The 17437-nt window shown below is 39.7% G+C and carries 18 protein-coding genes; 14 read left to right on the top strand and 4 right to left on the bottom strand.

Annotated elements, in window-relative coordinates; genetic code table 11:
• Positions 1-116: 116 nt before the first annotated feature.
• Entirely contained in the window at positions 117-2942 is a 2826-nt protein-coding gene (glnE, locus tag H5159_RS20190; RefSeq protein ID WP_182780927.1) for a bifunctional [glutamate--ammonia ligase]-adenylyl-L-tyrosine phosphorylase/[glutamate--ammonia-ligase] adenylyltransferase, read from the bottom strand.
• Positions 2943-3019: 77 nt separating this feature from the next.
• On the opposite strand from glnE, the gene H5159_RS20185 reads away from it, so the two are divergent.
• The 6 genes from H5159_RS20185 to ruvX all read left to right on the top strand — a co-directional run bounded on the left by H5159_RS20185 (position 3020) and on the right by ruvX (position 7447).
• A complete protein-coding gene (locus tag H5159_RS20185; RefSeq protein WP_002961952.1) occupies positions 3020-3913 on the top strand; it encodes a hypothetical protein in 894 nt (297 codons plus the stop codon).
• Between the two features lie 65 nt (positions 3914-3978).
• Complete coding sequence (locus H5159_RS20180) at positions 3979-4479, top strand: hypothetical protein (RefSeq protein WP_182780926.1); 501 nt, start codon at positions 3979-3981, stop codon at positions 4477-4479.
• Positions 4480-4547: 68 nt separating this feature from the next.
• Positions 4548-5282 (top strand): 16S rRNA (uracil(1498)-N(3))-methyltransferase, encoded by a 735-nt coding sequence (gene rsmE / locus H5159_RS20175; protein ID WP_002961950.1) that lies wholly within the window; start codon positions 4548-4550, stop codon positions 5280-5282.
• Positions 5283-5336: 54 nt separating this feature from the next.
• Positions 5337-6287, top strand: a complete 951-nt coding sequence (gene gshB / locus H5159_RS20170) for a glutathione synthase (RefSeq protein ID WP_182780925.1) — start codon at positions 5337-5339, stop codon at positions 6285-6287.
• A 115-nt stretch (positions 6288-6402) separates the two neighbouring features.
• The gene (locus H5159_RS20165; protein ID WP_002961948.1) at positions 6403-6960 is read left to right on the top strand and encodes a YqgE/AlgH family protein; all 558 of its coding nucleotides are present in this window, start codon (positions 6403-6405) and stop codon (positions 6958-6960) included.
• A gap of 37 nt (positions 6961-6997) precedes the next feature.
• The gene (ruvX, locus tag H5159_RS20160) at positions 6998-7447 is read left to right on the top strand and encodes a Holliday junction resolvase RuvX (protein ID WP_002961947.1); all 450 of its coding nucleotides are present in this window, start codon (positions 6998-7000) and stop codon (positions 7445-7447) included.
• Between the two features lie 74 nt (positions 7448-7521).
• Here the strand turns inward: ruvX and H5159_RS20155 are convergent, their stop codons facing one another.
• Both H5159_RS20155 and H5159_RS20150 read right to left on the bottom strand, forming a co-directional pair.
• Complete coding sequence (locus H5159_RS20155) at positions 7522-8658, bottom strand: PilT/PilU family type 4a pilus ATPase (RefSeq protein ID WP_002961946.1); 1137 nt, start codon at positions 8656-8658, stop codon at positions 7522-7524.
• Positions 8659-8667: 9 nt separating this feature from the next.
• Positions 8668-9708, bottom strand: coding sequence for a type IV pilus twitching motility protein PilT (locus H5159_RS20150; protein ID WP_024596218.1), 1041 nt, complete (start codon positions 9706-9708; stop codon positions 8668-8670).
• Positions 9709-9710: 2 nt separating this feature from the next.
• Here H5159_RS20150 and H5159_RS20145 point away from each other — a divergent pair, with 2 nt between their 5' ends.
• The 8 genes from H5159_RS20145 to H5159_RS20110 all read left to right on the top strand — a co-directional run bounded on the left by H5159_RS20145 (position 9711) and on the right by H5159_RS20110 (position 16738).
• The gene (locus tag H5159_RS20145; RefSeq protein ID WP_182780924.1) at positions 9711-10424 is read left to right on the top strand and encodes a YggS family pyridoxal phosphate-dependent enzyme; all 714 of its coding nucleotides are present in this window, start codon (positions 9711-9713) and stop codon (positions 10422-10424) included.
• 17 nt (positions 10425-10441) lie between these two features.
• Complete coding sequence (gene proC / locus H5159_RS20140; RefSeq protein WP_002962567.1) at positions 10442-11263, top strand: pyrroline-5-carboxylate reductase; 822 nt, start codon at positions 10442-10444, stop codon at positions 11261-11263.
• A gap of 26 nt (positions 11264-11289) precedes the next feature.
• Positions 11290-11823, top strand: coding sequence for a YggT family protein (locus H5159_RS20135; RefSeq protein WP_165723834.1), 534 nt, complete (start codon positions 11290-11292; stop codon positions 11821-11823).
• A gap of 60 nt (positions 11824-11883) precedes the next feature.
• Positions 11884-12327, top strand: a complete 444-nt coding sequence (locus H5159_RS20130; RefSeq protein ID WP_165723835.1) for a DUF4426 domain-containing protein — start codon at positions 11884-11886, stop codon at positions 12325-12327.
• Between the two features lie 4 nt (positions 12328-12331).
• Positions 12332-12931 (top strand): XTP/dITP diphosphatase, encoded by a 600-nt coding sequence (locus H5159_RS20125; RefSeq protein WP_002962573.1) that lies wholly within the window; start codon positions 12332-12334, stop codon positions 12929-12931.
• Positions 12928-14064, top strand: a complete 1137-nt coding sequence (hemW, locus tag H5159_RS20120; RefSeq protein ID WP_182780923.1) for a radical SAM family heme chaperone HemW — start codon at positions 12928-12930, stop codon at positions 14062-14064. Before H5159_RS20125 ends, hemW begins: the two co-directional genes overlap by 4 nt.
• Positions 14065-14143: 79 nt before the next feature.
• Positions 14144-15979 carry a DUF885 family protein gene (locus tag H5159_RS20115; protein ID WP_182780922.1) on the top strand — a complete coding sequence of 612 codons (1836 nt, stop codon included), beginning with the start codon at positions 14144-14146 and terminating at the stop codon, positions 15977-15979.
• A gap of 90 nt (positions 15980-16069) precedes the next feature.
• Complete coding sequence (locus H5159_RS20110) at positions 16070-16738, top strand: hypothetical protein (RefSeq protein WP_002962577.1); 669 nt, start codon at positions 16070-16072, stop codon at positions 16736-16738.
• On the opposite strand, the gene H5159_RS20105 is transcribed toward H5159_RS20110, so the two are convergent.
• Positions 16721-17158, bottom strand: coding sequence for a hypothetical protein (locus tag H5159_RS20105; RefSeq protein ID WP_182780921.1), 438 nt, complete (start codon positions 17156-17158; stop codon positions 16721-16723). The genes H5159_RS20110 and H5159_RS20105 overlap by 18 nt on opposite strands.
• Between the last annotated feature and the right edge of the window lie 279 nt (positions 17159-17437).

The following is a 17437-nucleotide window of genomic DNA, read 5'->3' as shown; positions in this document are numbered from 1 at the left end:
GTTTTTTACGGAGATACCAACACAATTTATACGTACAAACTTTTTATCACTGAAGGAGAAACGATCGACACACACAAAACCAAAAGCAAGCGCGAGGCTTGTCAAATAAAAACGAGTCAATTCAATGAAATGCAATTCACTACAATGCAATATAATGCAAAAAAAACACTCCAAATATAAGCTACGAAAGTATTATCATGGAAAAACGTTGCTAGAGGGTGCAATTTACAGTGTTGCTCCAAGCGCAACACGTGATAACACGAGCGGTAATCAATATACGCTTTTATCAACTGCTGCTTTTGCTCTTTAGTAATACAACCTATATTTGCCGCATCCGTTAATATTCTTACGTTATCTGAGTAAACTGTAAGCTGTTCAAACTCGTTTGCGTGTTTAAGTACTAAATATTGCGTAATAAACTCAATATCAGCCATGCCACCAACATCTTGTTTTAAATCAAATTTCTCAGCATTTCCCTTCGCTAGATGGTCGCGCATTTTTTCGCGCATTTTTATTACATCAGCTTTTAGCACGGTATCATCGCGTTGCTGGCAAAGTATATTTTTACGAATTTGTGAAAAACGATCTATCAGATCGTTTTGACCTAAAATTAATCGAGCCCGAACAAGTGCTTGATGCTCCCACGTCCATGCTTGAGTTTGCTGATAGTGATTAAAGCTCTCTAAATTGATAGCCAATAAACCAGAGGCTCCTTCAGGACGTAATCGTGTATCAAGCTCGTATAAAATGCCCGATGCAGTACGGGTATTAAATAAATGCATTAGGCGCTGAGCGAGCTTTAAATAAAACTGGCGAGAATCTATCGGTTTTTCACCATTAGTTAAGCTTGAGCCATCATGATTATGCACAAACACCAAATCTAGATCTGAGTCGTACCCGACTTCTAAGCCACCTGTTTTACCATATGCAATAACAGCAAAACCTTTATTTTCATCATCTGTGCCAGGGGGCATCCCAAAGCGCTTAACAGTGTTATGCCATGCAATATTAACAGCTTGGTCAACAATCGCCTCTGCCAGTACGGTTAAATGATCGCTTACTTTCATTACGTCAAGAACACCGGTTGCATCGGCGGCAGCAATTCGTAATTGATGCGTTTGCTTAAATTGCCTAAGCGACTCCATTTGCAGTTCTAAATCGTCATGCTCTATTCGTAAAAAATACTGTCTTATTTCATCTTTATACGCTGTGAGCGGGGTTGGCTTATAAAGAACTGCGGGGTCTATTAGTTCATCAAGTAATATGGGGTAGCGAGAAATATGCTCCCCTATCCATTTGCTATGACAACACAGTAAAACAAGTTGCTTTAATGCACCTTGGTTTTCGTAAAGCAATTCTAAATAGGCAGTACGCGAAATTATCTTATTAAAAATTTGGCAAACCATTGTGAAAGCTGCTGCACTGGCATTAAAGTCATTTAATTGATTTAGTAAAACAGGCATTAACTTATCAAGAGTGTCACGCCCTCGGTTACCTATATTTACCTTAGACAGCCTTAATTTAAAATCGTTAAGGGGTGCTTGCCATTCATCTCTGGCCTCTTTTAAAAAGCTCACATCACCATGATCCCAAGCACTAATAAATGCGCCTTCACAGGTATCAAGTGGCACGGTTTCCTCGCCAATCACAAGTGCAAACTCACCGTTAACTTGTTTCATCACCTTTTCTATAGTGTTTAAAGTGGCAGAAAAATCAGCTTGTTCTAATAATAAATTTAAGCGCTGCTGATTCAATTCATCATCGGGGAGTGTTTGCGTTTGCTGGTCGTCAAATATTTGAAGGTACTGCTCAACTTTACGTAAATAAAGGTAATTGCGCCTCAGCTCGCTTGCTTCTTGCTCATCTATAACTTGGTTAAGTGCCAACTCATTTAATGCTTTGAGTAAAGATTGGGTTTGCAAATTAGCCTCTCGCCCACCTCTTACCATTTGCAGGGCTTGCACTATAAATTCAACTTCACGAATACCACCAGCGCCTAGTTTTATATTATTAGTTAAGCGTTTACGGCGAACCTCTTGTGCAATCATTAACTTCATTTTACGCAAGGATTCAATCACCGAAAAATCAATATACCGGCGGTAAACAAACGGCTTTAAAAGCTTAATAAATTCATTCCAATATTTATTAGGGGTGCCAATTAAGCGCCCTTTTAACATGGCGTAGCGTTCCCAGTCGCGCCCTTGTTCTTGGTAGTAATCTTCAATAGCATTAAAGCTCATAACCAAAGGGCCGCTTTCGCCAAACGGGCGTAGGCGCATATCAACTCTAAATACTTGCCCATCACCGGTGGCTTGGTTAAGTGCTGCAATCAGTTTTTGTGCAACTTTGGTATAAAATACTTGGGCATCAAGGCTTCTGCGGCCACCTTGGGTTTTTGTGCTGCGTGGATACGCAAAAATAAGATCAATATCAGAGGAATAATTTAGCTCCTGTCCGCCAAGCTTCCCCATCCCCAATACCATTAGCGGCATTACTTGGTTTTGCTCATCAAGCGGCTCACCATTTACTTTTGCCACCTGTGCATGCGCCCATTGGTTGGCGCTATTAATTAACATGTCAGCCAGTTGGCTTATGTAATTAATACTATCGGCAATGGGATTATTACAGCATAAATCTAAAAAGGCGACTTTAAGCCAGTACTTTTCACGATATTGACGAAGTACTTTATGACACTGTGCTTCATCAAGGTCAGCTAAATTCAGGTTTTTAAAAGGAGAGTCTATTACTCTATTTTGTATTTCGTCTTTGCATAATAGCCAGGTATTTAAATCAGGTTGTGACTCTAAACTGCGCCAAGCAAAGTCGCTTAATGCTAATAACCTTACAACTTCACTTTGTTTACTTTGCTGCGGGTATAACTGTTCAAAGCGCATCAAGCCAAGTTTTTGTAATTGAATAGGAAGTTGCTTTACGTTACTCATCAATCCTCTCTTTTATATCATCAATAACCGTACTAGAATGATTAAAACCTAGAAAGGTTAACTTAATTAGGATCACCATGTCATATTTGTCTTTATCTAACACTAGTTTTATTGCGATTGCCATTAGTTTTGCGGTTATTTGCATAACTATTTTTTGTTTACGAGTTGTCACTCAAATCAAAGCAAAACAAGCGCTTAAAGATGAGTTAGCGCAACACGACAACTTTGCCATGGGTATTAGTTTTGCATCTGAAATATCGGTTGTTATAGCCACTATAGCCTTTTTATTTGACGAAATAAGCGTAAGCACTGCACAGTCAAACCCGTTAAAAGTATTAATTATTATTGTTCTCTTATTCACTTTTATAAAAGTGGGCCATTTAATTCACAGAAAATGGATACTCCACAGATTTAATGAAGAAGCTGCCATACTAAAACAAAATGTATGTGCTGCATTGGTAGACTCAGGAATGTTAATCGCTAACTGTATTATTGCACTGGGCTTGTACACGTGGACGCACACGCAAGGGTTTAGCAACTTACTTATTGCTTGCGTTAGCTTTTTTACACTTCAGGGGATGTTTGCACTTGATAGCAAAATACGAGAACACCGTTTTGCAAAAGCAAACCAAGGTGCGTCACTACAAAGTAACTTTAACCTAGAAAATACATCTATTGGTATAAGATATGCTGGAAAATCAATTGGCTTAGCGTTGGCTGTATATGCTGGTTTATCTAGCGCAGCATTTCAAAACGGTAAAATGGTTGAAAACATATTTACACTTGTAATGCATTGCGGTGTAATGTGGATACTACTTTACGGCTTAACGTATGTGATAAAAGTTATCTCTTTACCAAATATTGATACGGCTCTTGAAATAGACCATCAAGATAATATTGGGGTAGCATGCATAGAATTTGCTGTTTTTTGTGCTATAGGTTATTTACTTATTAGTATGTTTTCTCTTTAGACCTTTTTTACTGAAAATACAGCAATTAAAACGTCTGCATTTAAGTAATAATGGTAATTACTTAGATGCAACAAGGTCCTAGCTCTATGCCGCCTGAAATAACGAACTATTTGTTAATTGACATAGACAACGAATTTAGCCGCGCATTTGCCGAATACTATGTAAATAGTAATGGCATACCAAAAGCGAGTACACTTATTGCTGCAGGCAGTAATACCCGCCAATTAGTAAAAATGATGTTTGACGAGCTTATTAAAGACTACAGTTATTGCGATCTTGAAAACGAAATAAGCGTTTCTGAGTTAATTAATTATTTAAAAGATCATCACGATTTACACGGAGTCCTTTTCAATAGCACCGATTATTTACTCGCAAGTGATAAGCAGCGCTTTATTTATAACTCCTTACATGAAGAACGCTTTTTAATAAATCTTGATGATACAGGCTATACACTCAGCCGGGTTACCGACGAGACGTTAACGGAACCTTCGCAAAATCATCACGATATAGCACACACCCCACAAGATTTAATAGATCTCGCCGAACAACTTAATAAAAATAAATAATTGCGCACAGCCCCCAGCTTACTTACCATAGCAATATATATTTTACGCTATGTAGTAAGTGACGCCCTATGCGAGTTCCTCATATTTATCAAACATCGAGTATTGCCCTAAACACCCCTGTAACTTTAGATGACGATGCTGCAGGGCATATTGGCAGAGTGCTGCGCATGAAAGTAGGCGAGCATGTATCTATTTTTAATGGCGAAGGTGGCGAATACCTTAGTGAAATAATTGAGGTAACAAAAAAAACAGTCGTCGTAATGCCATTAGAACTTAACCCTCACGATGTAGAATCTCCACTTAAAATTCATTTAGGTCAGTGTGTATCCCGTGGTGATAAAATGGATTTTACAATTCAAAAGTCAGTTGAACTAGGTATTACCGAAATCACCCCTATTTTTAGTCAGCGCTGTGGTGTGAAACTAATGGGCGATCGTCTTGAGAAAAAACACCAACAATGGCAAAAAATTGCAATTGCTGCGGCTGAGCAGTCAGGGCGTAATTTTGTGCCAATTATTCACCCACCTATAGATTTAAAACAATGGCTTGCACAACAAACCGATGCAATTAAGCTCACTCTTCACCCTCGTGCTGAGCACAGCATTAAAACCATTACGGTACCTAAAGATGGCGTACGCTTTTTAGTAGGCCCCGAAGGTGGCTTTACCGACGATGAAATGGCACTAACCAAACAACTAGAGTTTGTAGATATTCGCTTAGGCCCGCGCGTTTTACGAACGGAAACAGCCGCTTTAACGGTCTTAAGTGCATTACAACTTCAATTTGGCGATTTAGCTAATTGAAATAACTAAAAGCACCCTCATATAAACAGTAACATTTATAGTAAGGCACAGCGCATGGCAATTAAGTTAGGTATTATTTCAGATCCTATTAGTGGATTTAACATCAAAAAAGACACCGGTTTTGCAATGATGATGCAAGCGCAAGAACGTGGCTACGAAATTTATTATATGGAGATGGACGATTTATCTCTTCGTAAAGGTAAGTCGTACGCTACAGCGTCTAAAGCGCAAGTGTTTAATAATGCAGAAAAATGGTATGAGCTTGAAGAAAAAGCCACTATAGCCCTTGCCGATCTTGACGTGATTTTAATGCGTAAAGACCCTCCTTTTGATACTGAATACATTTACGCGACGTATATTTTAGAGCGTGCTGAACAAGAAGGTACGTTAATAATTAACAAGCCACAAAGCCTTCGCGATGCTAATGAAAAGCTGTTTACAGCATGGTTTAGCGAACATACGCCAGACACACTTGTTACACGTAGCCAAAAACAAATTCGTGAATTTTTAGCACAGCATAAAGACATTATTTTAAAACCGCTTGATGGCATGGGTGGCGCATCGATTTTTCGCATCAGAGAAGACGATGCCAACATTGGTGTAATTTGTGAAACGTTAACCGAGCACGGCACCCGCTTCGCAATGGTGCAAAATTACATTCCAGAGATCAAACAAGGCGATAAGCGCGTACTAGTAGTTGATGGCGAAGTTATTCCATATTGTTTAGCGCGTATACCACAAAATGGTGAAACACGCGGTAATTTGGCTGCAGGCGGTCGAGGTGAAGCCCGTCCACTTAGCGAATCAGATTTAAAAATAGCGCAAGCTGTTGCACCAACGCTCAAAGAAAAAGGCTTAATATTTGTAGGTTTAGATATTATTGGCGATAAATTAACTGAAATTAACGTAACTGCACCAACGTGCGTACGCGAAATTGAAGCTGCTTATGATATTTCTATCACAGGTATTTTATTTGATGCAATTGAGCGTAAATTAGGTAAGTAATTACCACAATAAAAAGCCCATTAGTTTAAGCCTTTCATGCAATTAATGGGCTTTTTATGTCAATTTAAATAACTATGCCATACTCAAAGTTCATTAACTAAAAAGGGTGAAATCTATGCAGTCATTAGAAAATCATTTTTTAATCGCGATGCCGTCAATGCAAGACCCTTTTTTTAAACGTGCTGTTACCTATATTTGTGAGCACAATGAAGATGGGGCTATGGGCTTGGTAATAAACCAACCTATTGATGTTACTGTTGGCGAACTTTTAGATAAAATAGAAATTGATAACGACAAAACGCAAAACGCAGCAAAAGTAAGTGTGTTTGCAGGTGGACCCGTTAAAACTGACCGTGGTTTTGTACTGCACTCTCCCCAATCGGGTTATTCAGCAAGTCAAAAACTCAGTAGCGATATTATGATCACTACCTCAAAAGACGTTCTAGCAAACTTAACCACTGCACAAGCACCAGAGCAGTTTATTATTACACTTGGTTATTCAGGGTGGGAGCAAGGACAACTCGAACAAGAGTTACTTGATAACAGCTGGTTGATCATAGAAGCCGATCCGAAGATCATTTTTGATACCCCCGTTGAAAAACGATGGGAAAAAGCAGTTTCAATGTTGGGCTTTGATATTAGCCAACTCAGCCCTGAAGCTGGTCACGCATAATAGTAACTAACCCTTAGCAAACTTAAACAAGATACACATGACAAAAAAATCGCTTAAGCCGCAAGGCGAACGCACTGTAATGGGCTTTGACTTTGGCACCAAAAGTATTGGTATTGCTATTGGGCAAGAGTTAACCGGCAGTGCGTCTAGCCTTAAGGCTGTAAAAGCACAAGATGGCATTCCTAACTGGGACCATATCGCCGTACAAGTAGCCGAGTGGCAGCCTGACTTAATGGTTGTTGGTTTACCGCTAAATATGGATGGAACATCACAAGAGGTTACCTTTAAAGCAAAAAAGTTTGCCAACAGATTGCATAATCATTATGGCATTCCTGTGCAAACACAGGATGAGCGCTTAACGACAGCGGACGCTAAAGCGCGACTTTTTGAAAGTGGCGGCTATAAAAACTTAGGTAAAGGTAACGTAGATAATATGTCTGCGGTTATTATTTTAGAAAGCTTTTTTGAATCTAGTTACGGTGAATAAGCTGGCTATATAAACAACCCTTTATACAAATAAAAAAAGCGCCAATTGGCGCTTTTTTATTGATTACTTTTAAATTATTGATCGCTATTTTTATCATCAAGGCCATCAATAGTAACGCCCTGTAAAAAGCCTGCGCCTTGTTGTTCGTTATTGCGCAGTTTTATCATTAAGCGTAAATCATTTGGCGAGTCAGCATGGTGCAGTGCATCAGCGTAGTTAATTCGCTGCTGTCTATACAACTCAAATAACGCTTGGTCAAAGGTTTGCATGCCCATTTCTTTCGACTTAGCCATTGCCTCTTTAATTCCGCCAATATCACCATTTTTAATCAGTTCAGCGACCATTGGTGAGTTAAGCAATATTTCAATAGCTGCAACACGGCTTTCACCATCGGCAGTCGGCACTAGTTGCTGAGCAACAATGGCACGTAAGTTAAGTGCTAAGTCATACTTAAGCTTATCGTGTTTTTCTTTTGGTACTAGATGCATGATACGGTCAATCGCTTGGTTCGCATTATTAGCATGTAGTGTTGCAACACACAGGTGCCCGGTTTCAGCAAAGCTTAGGGCGTATTCCATGGTTTCTTGCGATCGAATTTCACCAATCAAAATAACATCTGGGGCTTGGCGTAATGAGCTTTTAAGTGCCGACTCAAAGCTTTCTGTATCAAGCCCTACTTCGCGCTGAGTAATAATACTTTTACGATGCTCATGAACAAATTCTATCGGATCTTCAATGGTCAGTATATGACCTCGTTGATTACGGTTTCGATAACCAATAAGTGCAGCTAGTGAGGTCGATTTACCCGTACCTGTACCACCTACAAATAAGACAAGACCGCGTTTAGACATAATTACATCTGTCAGCGTAGACGGCAGACCTAAATCACTCACATCAGGAATTTGCGTCACAATACGGCGAATAACCATACCTGCTCTATCGCGCTGCCAAAAAGCAGAAATACGAAAACGCCCTTCGTCGGTAGCAATCGCAAAGTTACACTCTTTCGTTGTATGAAATTCTGCTTTTTGCTTTTCGCTCATTGCAGATTCTACTAACTCAAGCGATTGCTCATCAGTCAGTCTATCGTCACTAAGAGCTATTAGCTCGCCGTTTATTTTTGCACTTACTGGTAACTGACTCGATACAAATAGGTCAGAACCCTTTTTCTCAATCATTATGAGTAAAAAGTCGTTTAAAGATAAAGCCATAATAATTTCTTACCCACCAAATTGTGTTTTGTCTTGCGCTTTTTCTTTCGCTGCCGTATTTGTAACAATACCGTGATTAACTAAATTAGTTAAACACTGATCCATTGTTTGCATGCCCACAGACGCACCGGTTTGAATAGACGAATACATTTGTGCAATTTTATCTTCACGAATTAAGTTACGAATAGCAGGGACTGCAATCATAATTTCGTGTGCTGCAACTCGCCCACCACCAATTTTTTTAAGCAGTGTTTGTGAAATTACCGCACGTAAAGATTCAGATAACATTGAGCGTACCATAGCTTTTTCTTCACCTGGGAATACATCAATAATACGGTCAATAGTTTTTGGTGCAGATGTTGTATGTAGCGTGCCAAACACTAAGTGACCCGTTTCAGCAGCGGTCATTGCAAGACGAATTGTTTCTAAATCACGTAACTCACCCACAAGTATTACATCAGGGTCTTCACGCAATGCACTACGTAGCGCGTTTGAAAAGCTATGTGTATCGCGGTGAACTTCACGTTGGTTAATTAAACTTAATTTATTATCGTGAACAAACTCGATTGGATCTTCTATTGTTAGAATATGGTGATGTTTATTTTGATTTATATAATCGACCATAGCGGCAAGTGTTGTTGATTTACCTGAACCCGTTGGCCCTGTTACTAACACGAGTCCACGTGGGGTATCAGAGATTGTTTTAAAAATATCTGGCGCACCTAAATCATCAAGCGTTAACACTTCACTTGGTATGGTACGAAATACCGCAGCAGGCCCGCGATTAGAGTTAAACGCATTCACACGAAAACGTGCTAAATTAGGCACTTCAAACGAAAAATCCACTTCGAGGTTTTGTTCGTAGTCCTTGCGTTGATTATCGTTCATAATATCGTAAACCAGACTGTTTACGTCTTTGTCTGCAAGGGCTGGTATATTAATGCGGCGAACATCACCGTCTACGCGTATCATAGGTGAAACACCCGACGATAAATGTAAATCGGATGCTTTGTGTTGCACACTAAACGCTAATAATTCGGTAATATCCATTTATGACTCCACAACTAACTGATAAATATATGGTTACAATAGCAGAACGACTCACATCCGCCTACGCTAGAATTGCAGACGCGGCAAAAAGCACACAGCGAAACACTAACGAAGTTACTCTACTAGCAGTGTCTAAAACTAAACCAAGCGAAGATATTATTGCAGCTTATGAGCATGGTCAGCGCGAATTTGGTGAATCTTATGTTCAAGAGGCTATAGATAAAATAGCTCAACTACAGTCATATAGCGACATCATTTGGCATTTCATTGGCCCTATTCAATCAAATAAAAGTGCATTAGTAGCTGCTAACTTTGATTGGGTGCAAAGTGTTGATCGCATAAAAATAGCAAAGCGATTAGATTCCCAGCGCCCAGACGATAAACCACCTCTTAATATACTTATTCAAGTAAATATAAGTAATGAGGAAGCAAAGTCAGGTTGCCGCCGTGATGAAATAGATGAACTTGCCAATTTTATTAACCAATGTGAGCACTTAACACTTCGAGGTTTAATGGCAATTCCCGCTAAAAGCGACAAACTGGATACGCAAATTCAATCTTTTGAGCAATTACAAACTTGCTTTGATAAACTAAAGACCCAATATCCTCAAGTAGATACTTTGTCGATGGGTATGAGTAACGATGTTGAAGCTGCCATTAGCGCAGGCTCAACCATGGTAAGGATCGGCACAGACATTTTTGGAACACGAACTTAAAAGGTGATAACAGATTTATGTCAGATAAAAAAATCGCATTTATAGGCACAGGTAATATGAGCTACGCCATTATTGGTGGCATGGTAAAAAACGGCTTTAACGCAAGTAACATAATTGCGACTAACCGCAACCAAGAAAAGCTTGAAAAGGTAGCATTTGATTTCAAGGTGCAAACCACCAGTGACAATAACGAAGCCCTGCGCGATGCTGATGTAATTGTTTTGTCTGTTAAACCACAAATGATGGGCGATTTATGTAAATCGTTTCAAGAGTCGGGCGTAGATTTTAGCGATAAACTGTTTATTTCTGTTGCGGCGGGCTTAACTGTAAAACGTTTACGTGAAATGCTAGGCCAAGACGTTAAAATGGTACGTTGCATGCCAAACACGCCATCTTTATTAGGTCGCGGAGTATCAGGTTTATATGGTGCGGGCGAAACACAAAGCGAACACGAATTTGTACAACAAGTTTTTGAATGCACGGGCATTGTTGTATGGGTGGAAAAAGAGTCACAAATTAACGATATTATTGCTGTAACCGGCTCATCACCTGCTTACTTTTTCTTATTTATGGAAGCCATAGAAGAAAAAGCAAAAGCGCTGGGCTTTAACGATGAAGACGCTCGTCGCCTGGTACAACAAACAGCCCTTGGCGCTGCCGAAATGGCACTTAGCCAGCCTGATATTAGTATTTCGCAACTACGTTCAAACGTAACATCTAAAGGCGGCACTACTCACGCAGCTGTTGAGCACTTAAAAGACGAAGGCTTAACTAAAACCGTTGGCGATGCAATGGATGCGTGTATTGCGCGTGCAGAGCAAATGGAAAAAGAACTTTAAAACCACTTTTTATTGAAGGTTACACTATGAATGCCATGCAATTTTTAATCAGTACCCTGTTTGATTTGTTTTTAATGGTGGTATTACTGCGCTTTTGGCTGCAGTGGGCAAAAGCCGACTTTTATAATCCAATGAGCCAGTTTGTGGTTAAAGCCACGTCGTTTGCGGTAAAACCACTGCGTAAAATCATTCCGGGGTTTGGCGGACTTGATTTAGCATCTCTGTTGCTGGCATTTATAGTAGCTGTAGCCAAAATTAGTACTTTAATGCTTGTTATATATAATGCGTGGGCAATACAGCCTGTGCTTATTCAAGCACTTATAACGGTACTAAAAGAAGGCCTTAACTTAGTTTTTTGGATACTTATTATTCGCGCTATTTTAAGTTGGGTTAGCCAAGGTTATAACCCTATAGAAGCGGTTTTCCACCAGCTTACTGAACCAATGCTAAAACCAATTCGTAAAATATTGCCATCAATGGGTGGCTTAGATTTATCAGTTTTAGTGCTTATTATTGGTATTCAGTTTTTGCAAATGCTGCTTATGGATTTTCTAGTCTAATATAGATTTTTTAATTAGAGGCCCAAAGGCCTCTTTTTTATATGTTTTGAGGAATACATAATGAACCGTTTAATTAAGTTTTGTTTTATTGCTTGTTTAGCATTTGCATTTAACGCGCAAAGCGAAGAAATGCAGGGCGCACAATACAAAGAGCTTGGCCCTTGGCAAGTCCATTACATCGCCTTTCCTTCTACTTTTATTCAGCCAAAAATAGCAAAAGCGTACAACCTTGAGCGCAGTGGCTACAAAGGGGTTGTAAACATTTCTATATTAAAAAATGATGCCGATAAAACAGCACAAACGGCAAAGCTTACAGGCACAGCGAAAAACCTACTAGGCAACAAACAAACGCTTACTTTTAAAGAAGTAAAAGAAGGTGAGTCAATTTATTACCTTGCCCAAGTTGATTACACCAACGAAGAGATTTTACGCTTTGAGATTGAGATACAACAAAATAATCAATTTCAAAAATTACAGTTTCAGCAAAAATTTTACGTAGATTAATAACATGACCAAAACTTTAGTACTTGCTACAGGTAATCCTGGCAAAGTAAAAGAGCTAGCTAACATGCTAAGCTCTTTGAATATTAATGTAGTTCCACAGAGCGATTTTAACGTAGGTGAAGTTGCCGAAACCGGCACTACCTTTGTTGAAAATGCCATTATTAAAGCGCGCCATGCCGCTAAAATTACTGGCATGCCTGCTATTGCCGATGACTCAGGTTTAGAAGTTGATGGCCTAAATGGCGCACCCGGTGTTTACTCAGCCCGTTTTGCAGGCCCAGGTGCCAGCGATCAAGATAACATTGATAAGTTACTCGTAGATTTAGGTGATAACCCTATTCGCAGTGCACGCTTTTGGTGTGTACTGGTGTTAATGCGCCACGCAGACGACCCTACTCCGCTTATTTGTAGTGCTAGTTGGGAGGGCGAAATTACGCTCACTCAAAATGGCAACGGTGGATTTGGTTACGATCCTGTGTTTTTTGTAGCAGAGAAAAATTGTACGAGTGCAGAGCTTACAAAAGAGCAAAAAAATGCAGTGAGTCATCGCGGACAAGCGCTGCAAAAATTATTACTAGAACTACAGCAAAAAGGCGGCCTGTGAACCTTCCACCACTGAGCTTATATGTGCACGTGCCTTGGTGCGTGCAAAAATGCCCGTACTGCGATTTTAATAGCCACGGACAAAAAGGTGAAATACCTGAAGCTGAATATGTTCAACACTTAATTGATGACTTAAAAGCAGATTTGCACTTAGTGCAAGGACGTAAAATTCACAGCATTTTTATTGGTGGCGGCACACCAAGCTTATTAACTGGTGCAGCTTATACCCGTTTATTAAATGAACTCGACAACCTAATTGGGCTTGAAGAACACTGCGAAATAACCCTTGAAGCCAACCCTGGTACAGTAGAAACAGGTCGCTTTAAAGATTACGTAAAAGCAGGCATTAACCGTATTTCTATCGGTGTGCAAAGCATGCAAAACGACAAGTTAAAAGCACTTGGTCGGATTCATGGCAGCGACGAGGCAAACTATGCCGCGCAACAAGCTACAGAAGCCGGTTTAAATAGCTTTAATCTTGATTTAATGCATGGCTTACCTGGGCAAACACTTGATGATGCTCTGAGTGATTTAAAACAAATAATAGCGCTCGATCCACCGCACATATCTTGGTATCAATTAACTATTGAACCCAATACTCAGTTTGCTTCAAAGCCCCCTACCTTGCCACAAGATGAAACACTGTGGGACATTCAAGAACAAGGGGTTGAGTTACTCGCGCAAGCAGGTTACGTGCAATACGAAATATCGGGCTATGCAAAACCGGGCTATCAATGCCAACATAACTTAAATTATTGGCGTTTTGGCGATTATCTCGGTATTGGCTGCGGCGCACATGGTAAGGTTACTGATGCAAATACAGGGCTTATAACGCGTACCGAAAAGGTTAAACATCCACGCGGCTATATGGATTTAATTAAACCGTATATGTATAAAAGCTGGCATGTAGAGCAAGACGATTTAGCGTTTGAATTTTTTATGAATCGCTTTCGCCTTGTTGAGCCTTGCCCAATTAATGACTTTAATAAACTAACAACACTGCCGCTGCAAAGTCAGCAAAGTGCATTAAACCAAGCAATAAATAAAGGTTTATTGACTCAAACAGACAGCCATTGGCAGGTAACCTTAAAAGGTCATCGCTTTTTAAATGACCTGCTAGAATTGTTTGTGTAGCGCTAAGGCACTGCACAACAATATAAAACTAATAAATATAAATCACCCTAATGGGTTTCTAACAACAAAAGGGAAAACAATGCGTAAACTCACTTTTATTGCGGCCGCAGTAAGCGTTGCACTACTTGCTGGCTGCCAGCAAACAACACAACAATCTACTTCAGCCCCTATTGCACAAGCAGTTCAATCACAACAAAGTGAAATAGACAAAGCCAATGCATTTTTTGAAGATACATTTAACCGCGATGTAATGAGCAGCCCTGTATATCAAACATACATGGGGATTAAGCAAGATTACGATAAATGGGACGATGGCAGCGAAGAAAGAAAGCTTAAAGATTTAGCACAAACAAAAGCTGACCTAGTTGCATTAAAAGCAATTAATCGTGATTTATTAGATGATGCAACAAAAGTTAGCTACGACTTAAAAAAACAGGATCTTGAAAGCTCAATTGCTGACTTTAAATGGCGCTACCATAATTACCCTGTGAACCAAATGTTTGGTACGCATTCTATGATCCCTGCGTTTTTAATTAATCAGCACTCAATTAGTAATGTAAAAGAAGCTAAAGACTACATTTCACGCCTAAATGGTGTAACTGGTGTTATTGATCAGCTAATTACTGACTTAGAAACTCGTGCTGATAAGGGGATTATTGCTCCTAAATTTGTGTTCCCGCATGTTATTGATTCAAGCAAAAACATTATTCACGGTGCACCGTTTGAAAAAGGCGATGATTCTACATTGCTTGCTGACTTTAAACGAAAAGTAACAGCGCTTGAAATTAACCAAAACGAAAAAGACTCATTAATCAGCGATGCATCAGATGCATTAAAATCGGCTGTTAAACCATCTTACTCTAAGCTAATTAATTACCTAGCGCAGCTTGAGAAACGTGCTGATGATCGCGATGGCGCATGGAAATTACCAGATGGCGAAGCGTTTTATAACAACGCACTTAAGCGCACTACAACAACAGATTTAACGGCTAAAGAAATTCATGCAATTGGTTTATCTGAAGTGACACGTATTCATGATGAAATGCGTGAAATTAAAGATAAAGTAGGCTTTAAAGGCGACTTAAAAGCGTTTATGCAGTTTATGAAAACTGACAAACAATTTTACTACCCTAATGATGCACAAGGTAAGCAACGCTACCTTGATGAAGCCACTGGACTTATTGATACAATGAAAACACGCTTAGATGAGTTATTCATTGTTAAACCAAAAGCTGATTTAAAAGTAAAAGCAGTTGAAGCATTCCGTGAAAAAGCAGCGGGCAAAGCATTTTACCAACAGCCAGCTCCAGATGGTTCACGCCCAGGTATTTACTACGCTAACCTTTATGACATGGAAGCTATGCCAACATATCAAATGGAAGCACTTGCTTACCACGAAGGTATTCCGGGTCACCACATGCAAATCGCTATTTCGCAAGAGCTAGAAGGCGTTCCTAAGTTCCGTAAATTTGGTGGTTACACAGCGTATATTGAAGGTTGGGGTTTATACTCAGAGTTTATTCCTAAAGAAATGGGCATGTACTCAGACCCTTACTCAGATTTTGGTCGTCTTTCAATGGAGCTATGGCGCGCATGTCGTCTAGTGGTTGATACGGGTATTCACGCGATGAAGTGGACTCGCCAAGAAGGTATTGATTACTACGTAAATAACACGCCTAATGCAACATCTGACGGTGTTAAAATGGTTGAGCGTCACATTGTAATGCCTTCACAAGCAACGGCTTATAAAGTGGGTATGCTTAAGATTTTAGAACTTCGTGAAGACGCTAAAAAGCAACTTGGTGATAAGTTTGATATTCGCCAGTTCCACGACGTAGTACTTAAAAATGGTCCTGTACCACTAAATGTACTAGAGAACTTTGTTAATGAATGGGTAGCAAGCAAAAAAGCTTAAAACCAATTTAAACAATTGCTTTAAATATGAAAGGTCGCATTTGCGGCCTTTTTTGTTTTATAGTAGTAAAAAAGATTTTTGGAAATAATAATGGATTTAAGCATACAACTACTTAATGCGCGTATTTCAAAGCAACAGTTAAATGAGCTCGATAACGACTTTAAGCAGTTAAGCCCTGCTCAGCAAACTTTGCAGCTTAACCATTTATATGACAGCGCCCAACGGTTAAGTGTTAAGTATGACTTTATGCAAAACATAGCAACGCGGATATTAAGCTCTAACACAGCGCCTTCTCCATTTATTAATCAACTCACTAATATTGACGCATTGAGCTTTTTTACCCCTGCGCTGAAAGTAAATAAAGGCTTTTTAGTACAAGATACACAAGGAAATAACGTACTGCACAATGTGTTTAAGCATGCCGATGCGACAAAGCTGCCATTTAACTATGTGCGCTCTTTGATGTTGTTTGAATCAAATGATGAGTTAGCTAAAGCGCTGGCGCAGCCCAACTCTCATGGCTTAACACCGGTTGCCTGCTACATAGCCTATGCAAATAAACCTAGCACACCGGTAAAGCATGAATTTTCAGCTTTGTTAGCATTAATGGAAATAGAGCAAAAACAAAATCCTAACGCTAAACAACAGCTTGCCAACGTAATAAAAGGGCAAAAAGTTAACGAGACCACAATTTTACTGAGCGCCGCTTACTTGCAACGCTCTACGGCGCAAGTTGCTCACTTAATCAAGGCGCTTTAATTCACTCACAACTTCTGTACGCACACTGTCTATGGCATGTGTAATAGATAGCGCAGCACTTTGGTGATCAACCATATTTGGCCAATTTGTTTGCCAGACCTTTTGTAAGTCTTTTGTTTTTAAATGTACTTTATCAACGGCTAAGTAGCTTAAGTCATGAATTAAGTTAACTTTAACCCAGCCTTTTCTGGGGCTGCCATCTATTTTGTTATTATCGTAATGTGCCGCAAATACAATAAGCTCGGCTAGTTCTTGTAAAATTTGAAAGCTAGCAATGCGTGTATTATTGTTATCTTCACTTGCCTCCATCCGCCATGCATTATAACTAAAGCCTTTAAACGCAAATACTACGCTCGCTATAGCAGTGAAAAAATACGAACGGGGCGCCAGTACAAACTGACCATATTTAGACTCTGACATATTATTTCCTAGGGCCTGTTTATCTTTCGAGGTTAAATTTACAGCAGTATGTTTGGTATTTAGGCAAGGCAGAGCCTATGCAGTGTGGTTATTTCCCATAAATAGGCGGTAACGTGGAATAAATGCCAAACATGCGCTGCCGAAGGGTTCTGCCTAGGGGCAATTTACTCTTTGTTGCCTACATGGATGTAGGTAAGGGGCGTGAGCAGGACGCGGAAGCTTTGCTCGGTTTTTACTTAGCCCGCTAGGTTACAAACCTCACGCCGCGATTAAATCGCC

This window comes from Pseudoalteromonas sp. SG43-1 (genome assembly GCF_014164415.1).
Classification (GTDB): Bacteria; Pseudomonadota; Gammaproteobacteria; order Enterobacterales; family Alteromonadaceae; genus Pseudoalteromonas; species Pseudoalteromonas distincta.
The sequence above is the reverse complement of the archived record's forward strand: the minus strand, read 5'-3'. Positions and strand labels throughout refer to the sequence as shown.

Excerpts from the sequence above, each read along its gene's own strand:
- H5159_RS20130 (WP_165723835.1), top strand. The coding sequence starts at position 11,884 with ATGAACCGTTTAATTAAGTTTTGTTTTATTGCTTGTTTAGCATTTGCA.
- ruvX (WP_002961947.1), top strand. The coding sequence starts at position 6,998 with ATGACAAAAAAATCGCTTAAGCCGCAAGGCGAACGCACTGTAATGGGC.
- H5159_RS20185 (WP_002961952.1), top strand. The coding sequence starts at position 3,020 with ATGTCATATTTGTCTTTATCTAACACTAGTTTTATTGCGATTGCCATT.
- H5159_RS20135 (WP_165723834.1), top strand. The coding sequence starts at position 11,290 with ATGAATGCCATGCAATTTTTAATCAGTACCCTGTTTGATTTGTTTTTA.
- H5159_RS20150 (WP_024596218.1), bottom strand. The coding sequence starts at position 9,708 with ATGGATATTACCGAATTATTAGCGTTTAGTGTGCAACACAAAGCATCC.
- H5159_RS20180 (WP_182780926.1), top strand. The coding sequence starts at position 3,979 with ATGCAACAAGGTCCTAGCTCTATGCCGCCTGAAATAACGAACTATTTG.
- H5159_RS20105 (WP_182780921.1), bottom strand. The coding sequence starts at position 17,158 with ATGTCAGAGTCTAAATATGGTCAGTTTGTACTGGCGCCCCGTTCGTAT.
- H5159_RS20165 (WP_002961948.1), top strand. The coding sequence starts at position 6,403 with ATGCAGTCATTAGAAAATCATTTTTTAATCGCGATGCCGTCAATGCAA.
- proC (WP_002962567.1), top strand. The coding sequence starts at position 10,442 with ATGTCAGATAAAAAAATCGCATTTATAGGCACAGGTAATATGAGCTAC.
- H5159_RS20110 (WP_002962577.1), top strand. The coding sequence starts at position 16,070 with ATGGATTTAAGCATACAACTACTTAATGCGCGTATTTCAAAGCAACAG.
- gshB (WP_182780925.1), top strand. The coding sequence starts at position 5,337 with ATGGCAATTAAGTTAGGTATTATTTCAGATCCTATTAGTGGATTTAAC.
- H5159_RS20115 (WP_182780922.1), top strand. The coding sequence starts at position 14,144 with ATGCGTAAACTCACTTTTATTGCGGCCGCAGTAAGCGTTGCACTACTT.
- H5159_RS20155 (WP_002961946.1), bottom strand. The coding sequence starts at position 8,658 with ATGGCTTTATCTTTAAACGACTTTTTACTCATAATGATTGAGAAAAAG.
- H5159_RS20145 (WP_182780924.1), top strand. The coding sequence starts at position 9,711 with ATGACTCCACAACTAACTGATAAATATATGGTTACAATAGCAGAACGA.
- glnE (WP_182780927.1), bottom strand. The coding sequence starts at position 2,942 with ATGAGTAACGTAAAGCAACTTCCTATTCAATTACAAAAACTTGGCTTG.
- rsmE (WP_002961950.1), top strand. The coding sequence starts at position 4,548 with ATGCGAGTTCCTCATATTTATCAAACATCGAGTATTGCCCTAAACACC.
- H5159_RS20125 (WP_002962573.1), top strand. The coding sequence starts at position 12,332 with ATGACCAAAACTTTAGTACTTGCTACAGGTAATCCTGGCAAAGTAAAA.